Origin of the sequence: Halorubrum sp. Ea1, from assembly GCF_002252965.1 — an archaeon.
GTDB lineage: Archaea > Halobacteriota > Halobacteria > Halobacteriales > Haloferacaceae > Halorubrum.
This window is the reverse complement of the sequence record NZ_NHPG01000039.1, coordinates 1-13,772: the sequence shown is the minus strand read 5'-3', so window position 1 is coordinate 13,772 and position 13,772 is coordinate 1. Positions and strand designations below refer to the sequence as shown.

Genomic DNA, 13,772 nt, shown 5'->3' with positions numbered 1-13,772 from the left:
GGTTCCGGAGACCGTGGAGGTGCGGTGGGCGGTGCCGGCGAACCGCGGCGACCACACCGCCTCGAAGGGAAGCCCGATGCTGGCGCCGTCGGGCGACGTCCTCGTCGCCGACGACACGGGCCGCGTCCAGTCGATCGCGACCGACGGGGAGCCGAACTGGTCGACCTCGATCTCCGACGACGCCCGCGGGAGCCACGGCACTCCCGCGATCGCGGACGGCACGGCGTACGTGGGGACCTACGACGGCGTCGTCTCCGCGGTGTCGGTCGCGGACGGCGAGATCCTGTGGCAGACCGACGTCGGCGACGCGGCCGCCGCCAGCCCGACCTACCACGAGGGGCGGCTGTACGTCGCCGTCGAGTACGCGACGCCGAGCGGGACGGTCGTCGTCATGGACGCCGAGACCGGCGACGTGGAGTGGCGCGACGACCGGCCGACAGACCACCCGCACTCGACGGTCGCCGTCGACTTGGAGCGCGACCGCTTCCTCTTCGGCTCGAACGACGGTCACGTCTACGCGTGGTCGGTCTCCGACCGCGAGCGCGCCTGGACCTACGACACCGGCGGCGACGTCAAGGCGCCGATCGCGGTCAGTCGCGGGATCGCGGTGGTCCCGTCGTGGGCGGAGACGGTCACCGCCGTCGACGTCGCCGACGGCACGGGGCTCTGGGAGTTCGAGACCGACGACATGGTCATGTGCGCGCCCGCGGTTCACGACGGGACGGTCTACGTGGGGAGCCACGACGGCAACGTGTACGCGATCGACCTCGCGACCGGCGAGGAGGAGTGGTCCACCCCGGTGAACGGCTGGGCGACGGGCAGCGTGACCGCGACGAACGAACACGTGCTCGCCGGCTCCTACGACGCGCACCTCTACGCGCTCGACCGCGCGGACGGCTCGGTGACGTGGGCCGTCGAGGGGAAGGGCGACGTCACCAGCGCACCGCTCGTCACCGACGACGCGGTCTACTACGCCGAGCGCGCCCCGGAGGACTCCGACGAGGCCGGGATGTGCTACAAGCTTGCCGCGCCGGAGTAGCGCGGTCGGCGCCCCGCCTCGGCTCCACGGTCGACTTCCGACGGCGACCCGTCTGGGACTCGCCGCCGACTTCCGACGGCGACCGGCGGTGTGCCGCGTAACGTCACGAACGTCCACTTGAAACGGAGGGTCCGAAACGGTTTTGCCGGCCCCTGACGGACGGTCGATATGCCAACGGATCCCGACACAGGGTACGACCCGTCGCTGGGTCGGAAGTTCGTGTTCGTCACCGGCGGCGTCATGTCCGGGCTGGGGAAGGGGATCACCGCCGCCAGTACCGGGCGGCTCCTCGCGAACGCGGGCTTCGACGTCACCGCGGTGAAGGTGGACCCCTATCTCAACGTCGACGCCGGGACGATGAACCCCTACGAGCACGGCGAGGTGTACGTGCTCAAGGACGGCGGCGAGGTCGACCTCGACTTGGGCAACTACGAGCGCTTCCTCGGCACCGACATGACGTTCGACCACAACGTCACCACGGGGAAGACGTACCAGCACGTCATCGAGCGCGAGCGCGCCGGCGACTACCTCGGCAAGACCGTCCAGATCATCCCGCACGTCACCGACGACATCAAGCGCCGCATCCGGGAGGCCGCCGAGGGGTCCGACGTCTGTCTCGTCGAGATCGGCGGGACCGTCGGCGACATCGAGTCGATGCCCTTCCTCGAGGCGCTCCGGCAGTTCGCCCACGAGGAGGACGACGAGGACATCCTCTTCACCCACGTCACGCTCGTCCCCTACTCGAAGAACGGCGAACAGAAGACGAAGCCGACCCAGCACTCGGTGAAGGAGCTGCGCTCGATCGGGCTCCAGCCCGACATCCTGGTCGGCCGCTCCGAGGACCGGCTGGACCGGGAGACGAAAGAGAAGATCGCCCTGTTCTGCGACGTGCCCACGGACGCCGTCTTCTCGAACCCGGACGTCGAGGACATCTACCACGTCCCGCTGATGGTGGAAGACGAGGGGTTAGACGAGCACGTGATGGAGCGGCTCGGCCTCGCCGAGGAGGCGCTCCCGAAGGCGGAGCGCTCGACGGAGTGGCGCGAGCTGGTCACCCGCGACCGCGACGAGGAGCTCGACGTCGCCCTCGTCGGCAAGTACGCCCTCGAAGACGCGTACATGTCGATCCACGAGGCGCTGAAACACGCCGGGATCCAGACCGGGACCGAGGTGAACGTGCTCTGGGTCGACGCCGACGAGACCACCGAGCGCCACGAGGAGCGGCTCGCGTCCGCCGACGCGGTCGTCGTCCCCGGCGGGTTCGGCTCCCGCGGCACGGACGGGAAGATCGAGGCCGTGCGGTACGCCCGCGAGAACGACGTCCCCTTCCTCGGGCTCTGCTTGGGCTTCCAGATGGCGGTCGTCGAGCACGCGCGCCACGTGCTCGGGCTGGAGGGCGCGCACTCCGCCGAGATCGACCCGGACACGCCCTATCCGGTCATCGACCTGCTGCCGGAACAGTACGAGACGGAGGACATGGGCGGGACGATGCGGCTCGGGGCCCACGAGACCGCCATCGAGCCCGGCACGCTCGCGGCGCGGGTGTACGACGCCGACTCCTGCACGGAGCGTCACCGCCACCGCTACGAGGTGAACCCCGAGTACATCGAGGAGCTGGAGGCCGACGGGCTGACCTTCTCCGGGCGCGCCGACAACCGGATGGAGATCTTAGAGCGCCCGGACCACCCGTTCTTCTTCGGGACGCAGGCGCACCCCGAGTTCCGGTCGCGGCCGGACCGCGCGAGCCCGCCGTTCGTCGCCCTCGTCGAGGCGGCGCTGGGATCGACGGACACAACCGAGCGGAACGCGGACGTGAGGCTATAGATGGTCGAGACGGAGGCATTCATCGACGAGGCGATAACCGAGATCCGGGAGGCGATCGGCGACGCGAACGCCGTGATCGCCCTCTCCGGCGGGGTCGACTCCTCGGTCGCGGCGACGCTCGCGTACGAGGCGGTCGGCGACCAGCTCACCCCCGTCTACGTCGACACGGGGCTGATGCGGAAGGGCGAGACGGCGGAGATCCGCGACACGTTCTCGTTCATGGAGTCGCTGCGGGTGATCGAGGCGCAGGACCGCTTCTTCGAGCGGCTGGCGGGCGTCACCGACCCCGAGGAGAAGCGCCACGTCATCGGCGAGGGGTTCATCGACGAGTTCGAGAGCGTCGCCCGCGACGCCGACGCCGACTACCTCGTGCAGGGGACGATCTACCCCGACCGCATCGAGTCCGAGGGGAACATCAAGTCGCACCACAACGTCGGCGGGCTCCCCGAGGTCGTCGACTTCGAGGGCATAGTCGAACCGGTCCGCGACCTGTACAAAGACGAGGTCCGCGAGGTCGCCCGCGAACTCGGCTTGGAGGAGATCATCTCCGAGCGCATGCCGTTCCCCGGCCCCGGGCTCGCCGTCCGCATCGTCGGCGAGGTGACCCCGGAGAAGGCCGCGGTCGCCCGCGAGGCGACGCACGTCGTCGAGGAGGAGCTGGAGGAGTACGACCCGTGGCAGGCGTTCGCCGCGGTCCTCGGGAAGGCGACCGGGGTGAAAGGCGACAACCGCGTCCACGGCTGGGTCGTCGCCGTGCGCTCGGTCGAGAGCCGCGACGGGATGACCGCCCGCGCGCAGGAGCTCGACTGGAGCACGCTCCAGCGGATCCAGAGCCGGATCACCGGCGAGAACGAGAGCGTCGCCCGCGTCGTCTACGACGTGACTCACAAGCCGCCCGCGACGATCGAGTACGAGTGATGGCGGGCGAATCCGCTCGCCCCGACGGCGGTCGGGCCGAGGGCGACCGCGCCGGCGAGACGGGCCCTGACGGCGGCGCGCTCGCCGTCGTCGCCGGCCCCGACGAGCACGGCCTCGGCGAGGAGCTGGCCGCGCTCGGCGTCGAAATCCGCCGGATCGACGGGCTCGTCACCGCCGACGCGCTCACCGACGCCGGCATCGCCGACGCCGCCTACTTCGTCCTCACCGACGTCGAGGAGGCGACCGGGATCCCGATCGCTAAGGAGCTGCACCCGGGCGTCCTCGCCGTGACGTACGCCGAGCGGTCCCTGCCGGAGTTCGTCGCGGGCGTCGCCGACCTCGCGATCGACCCGGCCCTGATGGACGCCGCGACCGTCGCCGAGGAGCTGGTCGACGGCGCCGCCGACCGCGCGGCGTAGTCGGGTCACCACGCCGACCCCGGCCCCGAAGCCGACATTTATAAGAAACGCGAGTATTCTTCGAATTGGACTGTTGTTCGACATCGAAATTTCAGTCGTCGTCGTCGCCGGTCCGGCGAGAACGCCGTTTCTGCGGGTTTTTGCCCGCGTACGCTCGTGTCTCCGACTCACGCCGGTCACCGTCGAACTCACCGAGAATAGTCCTCTGAAATCCATTTAAACGGCGTTTAGCGGACGATAAGTCCCAGATCTGCGTTCAGTTCCCGGCTCGTCGACGTTTTGTACCTCGAAATGACTGGTATCTCATTTACTATTTGTTTTGAAACATCCTCTCTCTGCGCGACCGCCGCCGCGGTTCCGCGAGCAGTAGCATTATTTCGGTGTGCACCGTACTATGGTGTGTTATGTCACAGCAAGAGATCGAAGAGGAGCTGTACGTCGACCAGTACACGCTCGGGCTGGTGGGTCCCGATCAAGAGTGGGCCGGCACCGTCGCCGACGGCGGCACGGTGACGACGTACACGCCGCCGGGCTGTTGGGGGCCGATGGTCACCCCCTCGTTCCGGGGCGGTCACGAGGTGACGCGACCGATCCGCGTCGAGGGCGCCGAGGTGGGCGACGCCGTCGCGATCCGCATCCGCGACGTGGAGGTGACGAGCCTGGCGACGAGCACGGGGTCGATGGCCGAACGCGAGGAGGCGTTCCGCGACGACCCGTTCGTCGACCACCGCTGTCCGGAGTGCGGGACGACGTGGCCCGACTCCTACGTCGAGGGGACCGGCGAAGACGCGATCCGTTGCGCCGAGTGCGGCGCCAACGCCTCGTCGTTCGGCTTCGAGTACGGCTACACCGTCGCGTTCGACCACGAGAACGCGGTCGGCGTCACGCTCGACGAGGAGGGGGCCCACGAGCTCGCGCTCGACGCCGACGAGGTGATGGACATCCCCGAGAACTCCCGGCAACACCCGATCCTGCTGTACGAGCCGGACGGCATGCCCGGCACGCTCGGTCGCCTCCGGCCGTTTATCGGCAACATCGGGACGACGCCGTCGGTGACGATGCCCGACTCGCACAACGCGGGCGACTTCGGGCAGAGCCTCATCGGCGCCGACCACGACTACGGCGTCGAGACCGAGGCGGACCTCGAGAAGCGCACCGACGGCCACATGGACATCCCGGAGGTCCGGCCGGGCGCCACGCTGATCTGCCCCGTCGACGTCGACGGCGCCGGGATCTACGTCGGCGACCTCCACGCGAACCAGGGGGACGGCGAGCTCTCCCTCCACACCACCGACGTGAGCGGCACCGTCACCATGGACGTGGAGGTGATCGAGGGGCTCGAACTCGACGGCCCCGTGCTGCTCCCGAACGAGGAGGACCTCCCGTTCATCAGCGCGCCGTACACCGACGCCGAGCGCGAGGCCGGCCGCGAGCTCGGCGCCGAGCACGGCGTCGAGACGGAGACGGAGATGGCGCCGATTCAGGTCGTCGGCTCCGGCGCCACCGTCAACGACGCCACGCAGAACGCCTTCGACCGCGCGACGAAGCTCTTGGACATGAGCGAGGGCGAGGTCCGCGGGCGCTGCACGTTCACCGGGGGCGTCCAGGTCGGGCGGCTCCCGGGCGTCGTCCAGCTTGATATGCTGGCGCCGCTCGCCGTCCTCGAAGACCGCGGCCTCGACGGGGCGGTCCGCGACCAGTACGACCTGTAACGCCGCGTCGGGCTACGCGTCCGTCTTCCCCGTCGGCCTACTCCTCCGGTTCCGTCGCCTCGCAGTCACAGCCCCCCGACGAGAGCAGGTCGGCGACGCCGTACCGCGAGCCGCAGTCCGTACAGAGCACGCTCACGTCCACCAGCACCCGGAACTCCCCGAGCGTGAGCGCCGGGGTCTTCCGGAGTCCCCGGAGCTTCGACTCCGCGACCGAGACCAGCCGACCGCGGAGCTTCCCGATGGCCCGGGCCGCGGTCGTCGCGCGGTCGCCGTCGTCGGGCTCGTACTCCGCGCCGCGGTGGTCTTGGAGGTAGCTCCGGACGGCTTGGTACGTGACCACGTCGCAGTCGAGGGCGTCGACGTCGACCCCCTCGCGTTCGAGCCGCCGGCGGAGCTGCGTCCGGTCGGCGGCGGCGACGTCGTCGCTCGTCAGCGAGCGCACCACCGCGTCCAGCTCCCGCGCCGACAGGCGCACCCCGGTCTCGTCGAGCCGCGACTCGACGAGCGCGCGGTTGAACTCGTACGCGAGGTCGCGCAGGCTCGTGTGGTCGTCGCCGGTCGCCGTCCACCGCGCTTCCAGCTCGTCGCCGACGCCGTCTAAGTCGTACTCGTCGACGAGGCGCGCCACCTTGTTCCGGCGCCCGCCGCTCGTATCGGTCATTCGTTGGTACCACAGTCGGGCAGCGATATAGGCGTTACCGTGGCCCCGAGGGGCGGCGGCGGGACCGCTCGGAGACGGCGCCGCGACCCCCCGCCGGCCCGCGCCGAACGGCACCTATATGCCACCGCTCCCGGATCCGTCGGACACGCAATGATGCGCCACGACGTCGCCATCGTCGGCGGCGGCTGCGTCGGCCTGTCGGTCGCCAAACACCTCGCCGAGCGAACCGACCTCGACGTCGCCGTCCTAGAGAAGGAACACCACCTCGCCGCCCACCAGAGCGGTCGGAACTCCGGCGTGCTCCATCCCGGGTTCAACTACCCGCCGGGCTCGAAGAAGGCGCGGTTCGCCACCGAGGGCACCGCCCGGATGAAGGCGTACTGCGAGGAACACGACGTCCCCTGCGAGGAGCTGGGCGTCCTCGTCGTCGCGACGGACGACGAGGAGGAGGCGCGGCTCGACGACCTCGCCGAGCGGGCCGAGGCCAACGGCGTCGCCTACGAGCTGCTCGACTCCCGCGAGGCGATCCGCGAGCACGAGCCGCACGCGGAGGGCCAGGCCGCGTTCCACGCCCCGGAGGCCGCCTCCGTCGACTCCGAGCAGTACGTCTACGCGCTCGCCCGCGAGGCCCGTGACCTCGGGGTTACCATTTATACGGGCTACGAGGTCTCGCGGATCGAGGAGGCGGCCGAGGGGTACCGGCTCGACACGAGCAACGGCCGTTTCGAGGTCTCCTCCCTCGTCAACGCCGCGGGGCTCCACGCCGACACGCTGGCCCACCAGGTCGGCGTCGGCGAGGAGTACCAGGTGGTCCCGTTCCGCGGCGAGTACTACGAGGTGCGCCCCGAGCGCGCCGAGCTCTGCGAGACGATGATCTACCCGACGCCGAACCCCGAGCTCCCCTTCCTCGGCGTCCACTACACCCGCCGCACGGACGGGAAGGTGATCGTCGGCCCGAACGCGGTCCTCGCGTTCGGCCGCGAGGCGTACGACAACACCGACGTCGACCCCCGCGAACTGCTGGAGACGCTCACCTACGGCGGCTTCCGGCGGCTGCTCGCCTCGCCGCTGATGCTCTCGGTCGCGTGGGCGGAGCTGAACAAGTCGTACCGGAAGGAGAAGTTCGCGGCGGCCTCCCAGAAGCTCGTCCCCGACGTGCGCGCCGAGGACCTCCGGAAGAGCTACGCCGGGATCCGCGCGCAGCTCGTGAGCGCCGACGGCGAGCTGGTGAAAGAGCCGCTGTTCGTCGAGCGCGAGGACGCCGTCCACGTCCTCAACGCCGTCTCCCCCGGACTGACCTCCTCGCTGCCGTTCGGCGAGCACATCGCGGAGCGGCTCGCGGCGAAGGTGACCGTTTAAGTCCCGGCCGGCCGACGTTGCGACCGCCACTCACGGGGCGGCGCCGGAGCCCGGGCTCCCCACCGCACGCCCCGCGTCGGACCCATGACACCACACACGCCCATCCCGACTCGCGGCGGCCCCGCCCGGGCCGCCGTCGACGGTCGCACCGCTCCTCGCGAGCCCCACGCCACTCGCGAGCGCTCCACGCGTCCGGACCGAGGGGACCGATGAGCCGCGGTCCCGACCGGGGGCCGATCGAGCGCCGGCTCCACGGCGACGTGCCGATCGTCGACGCCGAGGCGGCGGCCGCCGCGGTCGACGCCGACGCGACGGTGCTCACGAGCGGCTTCGGCAGCGTCGGCTACCCGAAGGCGATCCCGCTCGCGCTGGCGTCGTCGCCCCGCGACCTGTCGCTCACGCTGGTCGCCAGCGGGAAGGTCGGGGACGAGATCGACGTCGACCTCGTCGGCTCCGGGCAGGTCGAGCGCCGGTTCTCCTACCAGTCGTCGCGGGTCGCCCGCGAGAAGACCGACGCCCGCGAGATCGCTTTCAGCGACCGTAACGCCTCCTCGATCGGCGACGAGGTCCAGTACGGCGGGCTCGTCGACCCCGACGTCGCCGTCGTCGAGGCGGTCGCGGTCGGCGAGGACTGGTTCGTCCCCTCCACGTCGCTCGGGCAGGTGCCCGCCTTCGTCGAGGCCGCCGACGAGCTGTACGTCGAGCTGAACCGCCACCAGCCGCTCGAACTGCAGGCGCTCCACGACGTCTACCGCCCCGACGCGCCGCCGGACCGCGGACCGATCCCCCTCTCCGACCCCGGCGAGCGAATCGGCACCGCACACGTCGGCTTCGACCCCGAGAAGCTCGCGGGCGTCGTCGAGACGGAGATTCCCGACTCGACGTACACCTTCCGGGACCCGACGGACGACGACCTCGCGATCGCCGCCAACCTCGGTTCGTTCCTCCGCGAGGAGCTGGATCGCTCCCCCGTCTTCGACGACGCGGTCCACCTCCAGTTCGGCGTCGGATCGCTCGGCAACGCCCTGATGGGCGAGCTCCAGGCGCTCGACTTCGGCGACCGCGAGGTCGTCTACTTCGGCGAGCTCATCCAGGACGGGCTCTTCGACATGCTCGACGAAGGCGGGCTGGCGGCCGCGAGCGCCACGTCGCTCGCGCTCACCGACGAGGGGCAGGCGCGGCTCTTCGAGGACGTCGAGCGCTACGCCGAGGACGTGGTGCTCCGGCCGGCCGACGTCTCCAACCACCCGGGGCTCATCGACCAGTTCGGCGTGATCGGCGTGAACAGCGCCATCGAGTTCGACCTCTACGGCAACGTTAACTCCACGCACGTCCGCGGCGAACGCATGATAAACGGCGTCGGCGGCTCGGCCGACTTCAACCGGAACTCGCTGATCACGGTGTGTGCGCTCCCCTCCGCGCTGAACGACGGCGCGGTCTCGCGGGTCGTCCCGCAGACCTTCCACGTCGACCACACGGAACACGACGTCGACGTCTTCGTCACCGAGCAGGGCGTCGCCGACGTGCGCGGGCTCTCGCCGGTCGAGCGCGCGGAGCTGATCGTCGACCGCTGCGCGCACCCCGAGTTCGCGCCCGAGCTGCGCTCGTACCTCGACGACGTCTGCGAGCGGGAGTATCACATCCCGCAGGACGTCGAGCGCGCCGCGGAGTGGTTCGAGTGAGCGCGGCCTCGCCCGTTTCTACGGGCGAGCCCGCAGCGAGAAGCGCCGCGAGCGAGCGGCGAACGGTCGACCGGTCGGACGGCGGCTACAGGCTGACGCCGCCGCCGGTGAAGTAAAGTAACACCCACCAGCCGTAGCCGACCGCCAGCGCGATCGCCGTCAGTATCTCTAAGCCCGTGACGTAGGTGTCGCCGTGGGTTCTCCGGAACTCCTGAATCAGCTCGATGCGCCGCCAGACCGGCATCAGCGGATCCGGAACGACTTCCGCGAGGCCGCCCACATCGGACGTGTCGACTTGGTCTTCGGGGGCCTCTCTGCTCGGGCTCATTGTTTCACCTCCCTGGTGAACGGGCTCTTGAGACCGCGGACCATCACCTTCTCCGCGACAAAGACGGCGACGAAGACGGCGATGCCCGCGACCTTCGCGAGCATCATCGGGTACGTCATGACGAGGACGCCGAGCACCGCGAGCGCGCCCCGGGTGAGGACTACGCGCCCGACGGACATCTCGAACGGGTAGTTCAGCCCGTAGATGATGGAGATGGCGCCCATCACGACGAGGAGGCCGGTCAAGAGCGTGTTGACGCCCGGCGACATCGAGATCAGGGCGGGGTTGTAGACGAACGCGACGGGGAGGACGAACAGCGGCGCGGCGATCTTCAGCGCCGCCCCGCAGGTCCGCCAGAAGTTCGCCTCCGCGATGCCCGCCGCGACGACGGCCGCCGTCGCCACCGGCGGCGTGATGCCCGCTAAGATGGCCGCGTAGAACATCGTGTAGTGAGCGGTGATCTCCGCGACGCCGAACTCGGAGACGAACGTCGGGACGATGAGGATAGCCACGATGACGTAGGCGGCCACCGTCGGCATCCCGACGCCCATCACGATGGCGACGGCCATCCCGAGCAGCACCGCGAACAGCAGGACCCCGCCGGAGAGGTTGATCATCAGCAGCGCGATCTTCGCGGGAACGCCGGTCGTCGAGAACAGGTTCACGACGCCGCTGATGACCACGAGGATGATGGCGATGGGCGCGAGGATGATGGCCCCTCGCCGGAAGCCGTGAATCGTGTTCTTGATCTGCGTGACGAACTCCGAGACCGGCGAGACATCCGAGCTGTCGACGAGCCGCTGGAGCGGCGGCATCAGAACGCCCGTGAGCATCATCGCGAACACGGTGTACATCGCCGACGTCATCACCGTGTACTGGGCGAAGCCGAGGTAGTAGATCAGGACGCCGAACGGGATGCCGAACCGCAGCGCCTCGGCGATCTTCTCGTTGCGCGATAGCGTCTCGTCGAAGAACTCCGAGAACTCCATGTCTTGGTCGCTGGAGTCGCTGATCGCGGTGTAGTGGACCGCGATGGCGATCGACGTGACCAGGATCGCCGCGGGGACCAGCCCCGCGACGACGATGTTGAGGTACGCCACGCCGAGGTACGACGCCATCACGAACGCGGAGGCGCCCATGACCGGCGGGAGCACCTGTCCTGCAGTCGAGGCGACGGCCTCGATGCCGGCCGCGCGGTGGCCGGACATCCCGCTCTCTTTCATCGTCGGGATCGTGAACGACCCCGTCATGGCGGCGTTCGCCGTGTACGAGCCGTTGATAGAGCCGATGACCGCCGAGGAGAGCACGGCCGTCTGGGCCACGCCCGAGCGGATGCGGCCGGCCGCGACGATGGCGAGTCGGAGGATCAGGTCGAACGCGCCGTACGCGAACAACAGCCCGGCGTACAGGAGGAACGGCGCGATCCAGGACGCGGTCAGCTGCGTCAGCGAGCCGTAGAACCCGTACAGGTCCGTGACCGTCGCCTGGAGGAGCGTCAGCTGGTTCATCCCGGCGTGTCCGAGGACGCCCGGAACGGCGTCGCCGAACATCGCGTACAGCATCACGCTGATAACGAGCCCGAGGAAGAGGTTCCCGAACTCGCGCCACGTGAGGTACAGCAGCGAGATGATGATGAGTCGCGCGAGCATGTACTCGTGTTCGCTGGCGAACCCCTGACGCAGGAGATACACCATCTCGAAGTTCAGGAAGAAGTAGAACGACGCCGTGATGAGCACGCCGGCCGCCGGTAGCAACACCAAGGCGTCTATCCGGCTGCCTTCTTCGATCGATTCGCGGGTCTCGTTGAGCGCGTACACCGTCATGATGCCGCCGACGAACAGCACGGCGTACTTGACCGGCGACCACTGCTGGGTGGACGCCCACCAGAGGACGACCGCCCAGAACAGGACGGCCGTGAGCGTGACGCCGATGTCGAGGCCTCGTAGCCACCCCGCGGGACCGGTCTGCCGTTCGGATTGTGTAGCCATGTTTGGGTATGCGTTTGTTTGTAGTAAAATATTAGTTGGATCCCGGTTCGCCAGTCGGAGCTACGCCTCGGGAGGGGTTACGCCGTGTCGCCCTCTTGGAGGCTGTCGTCCCAGGCGTCGTTGTCCTTGTAGTACTGGACGGCACCGGCGTGGACCGGGATGCGCTCCTGCGCGTAGGCGAGCATGTCCGCGGTGCCGCCGAAGTCGTTGAACTGCGCTTCGCCGTCGTTGACGACGTCGTTGTGTTCGTCGACGACGCGGCACAGCTCGTAGACGGCGTCGGGATTGGCCTCGGGGTTAAACGTGTAGTTGACCTCGAGGTCCCAGGTGAACACCTCGTCGGTGCCGATGTCCGTGCCCGCGATCTCCCAGTCGCTGTAGGACGTCCGGGTCGTGCCGGCGCCGGAGTACGACTCCGCGGACTCGATGAGCGCGTCCGTCGGTTCGACGTAGTGGAGGTCGACCCGGGAGGCCATCTCCTGAACGAAGCCGGTGTACCGAACGCCCGGCGAGCCGTACGCGATGGACGCGTCGATGGTGCCCTCCTCCATCGCGCCGGGCGCGTCACCGACGCCCATGTCCTGGATGTTCATCTGGTCGTAGACGTCCGCGGTCGGGTCCTGCGACCAGACGTCGAGGGTCGTCGCGCGCGTCGAGTACCCCGGCTCGGCGGGGTAGACGTTCGCGCCGGCGAGGTCGTCGAACGTCTCGATGCCCGTGCCGTCGCGGGCGACGATGTAGATGCTGTACGGGAACGCGGCGAACCCGTACTGGGGGATTCGGGACACCGACTGCTCGGCGAACCGGCCGCGGTCGTCGAGCGCCTTGTTGAGCGAGTTGTTGTCGGTGATGCCGGCGTTGAACTGGTTCTGTGCCATCCGATAGATGGTCCCGATGTAGCCGGGGCTCTCGATGGTCGAGTAGTCGAGCGTGTCGCTCTCCTGGCTCACCGCGCGCTCGACGGCGAGCCCGACGTCCTGCGTCCCGCCGGCGGACGTCCCGACTCGGAGCGAGAGCTCCGCGCTGTCGTCGCCATCGGAGCCGTCGGAGCCGTCGGAGCCGTCAGAACCGTCAGAACCGTCGGAGCCGTCGGAGCCGTCGGAGCCGTCGGAGCCGTCGCCGCCGGCACAACCCGCGAGTCCGGTGATACCTACCGCGCCCGTGCCGTACAGGAACTTGCGCCGATTGACTGAGTTATCTGCCATGCTCAACCGTGTACATTCGGTCGATCAATAACAATGTACCTGTTTGTTTCAGTTTAAACGGAGAGAATACTCCACGTCGTGAACCCTGTCGAACACGTCGCGGCCGCCGACTTAGTCCTCGAGGATCACCGTCACCGGACGGTCGGCCGCGAGCAACACCGACTGCGTCGTGCTCCCGAACAACATCTTGCCGGTCGGGCTCCGTCGCCGCCCGCTCATCGTGACGTTGTCGACGTCGAGCTCCGCGGCGACCTCGACGATCGTGTCGGCGGGGTCGCCGTGCTCGCGCCGCTTGGACGTCTCGACGCCGGCCGCCGCCAGCCGGTCCTCGACGGCGTCGACGCTCTCGGGGTAGTTCTCCTCGTCCCACACGTCCTCGGAGTCGACGCGGCCGGCCTCGCCGCTGACTTCGAACCCCTCGTAGACGTTGAGTATCACCGCCTCGACCTCGTCGGCGGCGTTCGGCAGCGACGCGACGGCGTCAGCCGCGGCCAGTACGTGCTCGACGTCCCCGCCGACGGGGAGCAGTACGCGGTACATATCGACACCTAACCGAACAGCGGGTAATAAAGATGGCTGCCGGCGGCGCGGTCGGCGGACGCCGCCCCCCGGTCGACACGCCGACCGCCTACCGCGC

At 69.1% G+C, this 13,772-nt stretch carries 13 protein-coding genes; 8 read left to right on the top strand and 5 right to left on the bottom strand.

Features of this window, described 5'->3' with window-relative positions; all coding sequences use genetic code 11:
- From DJ73_RS05450 to DJ73_RS05430, 6 genes are all read left to right on the top strand, one after another.
- A partial coding sequence (locus tag DJ73_RS05450; protein ID WP_094557471.1) for a PQQ-binding-like beta-propeller repeat protein occupies window positions 1-1,039 on the top strand: 1,039 nt, incomplete at its 5' end.
- A gap of 168 nt (window positions 1,040-1,207) precedes the next feature.
- Window positions 1,208-2,863 carry a CTP synthase gene (locus DJ73_RS05445; RefSeq protein ID WP_094523785.1) on the top strand — a complete coding sequence of 552 codons (1,656 nt, stop codon included), beginning with the start codon at window positions 1,208-1,210 and terminating at the stop codon, window positions 2,861-2,863.
- A complete protein-coding gene (gene guaA, locus DJ73_RS05440) occupies window positions 2,864-3,781 on the top strand; it encodes a glutamine-hydrolyzing GMP synthase (protein ID WP_094523786.1) in 918 nt (305 codons plus the stop codon).
- Window positions 3,781-4,200 carry a CTP synthetase gene (locus tag DJ73_RS05435; protein ID WP_241881368.1) on the top strand — a complete coding sequence of 140 codons (420 nt, stop codon included), beginning with the start codon at window positions 3,781-3,783 and terminating at the stop codon, window positions 4,198-4,200. Before guaA ends, DJ73_RS05435 begins: the two co-directional genes overlap by 1 nt.
- A 73-nt stretch (window positions 4,201-4,273) precedes the next feature.
- On the top strand, window positions 4,274-4,420 hold the full coding sequence (locus tag DJ73_RS20175) for a hypothetical protein (protein WP_176451080.1): 147 nt from the start codon (window positions 4,274-4,276) through the stop codon (window positions 4,418-4,420).
- Window positions 4,421-4,604: 184 nt separating this feature from the next.
- A complete protein-coding gene (locus DJ73_RS05430; protein WP_094557470.1) occupies window positions 4,605-5,912 on the top strand; it encodes an acetamidase/formamidase family protein in 1,308 nt (435 codons plus the stop codon).
- 37 nt (window positions 5,913-5,949) lie between these two features.
- Here DJ73_RS05430 and rdfA read toward each other — a convergent pair whose 3' ends face one another.
- Window positions 5,950-6,573, bottom strand: coding sequence for a rod-determining factor RdfA (gene rdfA / locus DJ73_RS05425; protein ID WP_094557469.1), 624 nt, complete (start codon window positions 6,571-6,573; stop codon window positions 5,950-5,952).
- 150 nt (window positions 6,574-6,723) lie between these two features.
- Here rdfA and lhgO point away from each other — a divergent pair, with 150 nt between their 5' ends.
- On the top strand, window positions 6,724-7,932 hold the full coding sequence (lhgO, locus tag DJ73_RS05420; protein ID WP_094523789.1) for an L-2-hydroxyglutarate oxidase: 1,209 nt from the start codon (window positions 6,724-6,726) through the stop codon (window positions 7,930-7,932).
- A gap of 209 nt (window positions 7,933-8,141) precedes the next feature.
- Window positions 8,142-9,614: an acetyl-CoA hydrolase/transferase C-terminal domain-containing protein gene (locus DJ73_RS05415; protein WP_094557468.1), complete on the top strand. Its 1,473-nt coding sequence runs from the start codon at window positions 8,142-8,144 to the stop codon at window positions 9,612-9,614.
- A gap of 85 nt (window positions 9,615-9,699) precedes the next feature.
- On the opposite strand, the gene DJ73_RS05410 is transcribed toward DJ73_RS05415, so the two are convergent.
- The 4 genes from DJ73_RS05410 to DJ73_RS05395 form a co-directional block, all read right to left on the bottom strand.
- Window positions 9,700-9,942 (bottom strand): hypothetical protein, encoded by a 243-nt coding sequence (locus DJ73_RS05410; protein ID WP_094523791.1) that lies wholly within the window; start codon window positions 9,940-9,942, stop codon window positions 9,700-9,702.
- The gene (locus tag DJ73_RS05405) at window positions 9,939-11,930 is read right to left on the bottom strand and encodes a TRAP transporter fused permease subunit (protein WP_094557467.1); all 1,992 of its coding nucleotides are present in this window, start codon (window positions 11,928-11,930) and stop codon (window positions 9,939-9,941) included. The genes DJ73_RS05410 and DJ73_RS05405 overlap by 4 nt, the downstream gene beginning before the upstream one ends.
- A gap of 77 nt (window positions 11,931-12,007) precedes the next feature.
- Window positions 12,008-13,135, bottom strand: coding sequence for a TAXI family TRAP transporter solute-binding subunit (locus DJ73_RS05400; protein WP_094557466.1), 1,128 nt, complete (start codon window positions 13,133-13,135; stop codon window positions 12,008-12,010).
- 111 nt (window positions 13,136-13,246) lie between these two features.
- A complete protein-coding gene (locus DJ73_RS05395) occupies window positions 13,247-13,675 on the bottom strand; it encodes a universal stress protein (protein ID WP_094557465.1) in 429 nt (142 codons plus the stop codon).
- Between the last annotated feature and the right edge of the window lie 97 nt (window positions 13,676-13,772).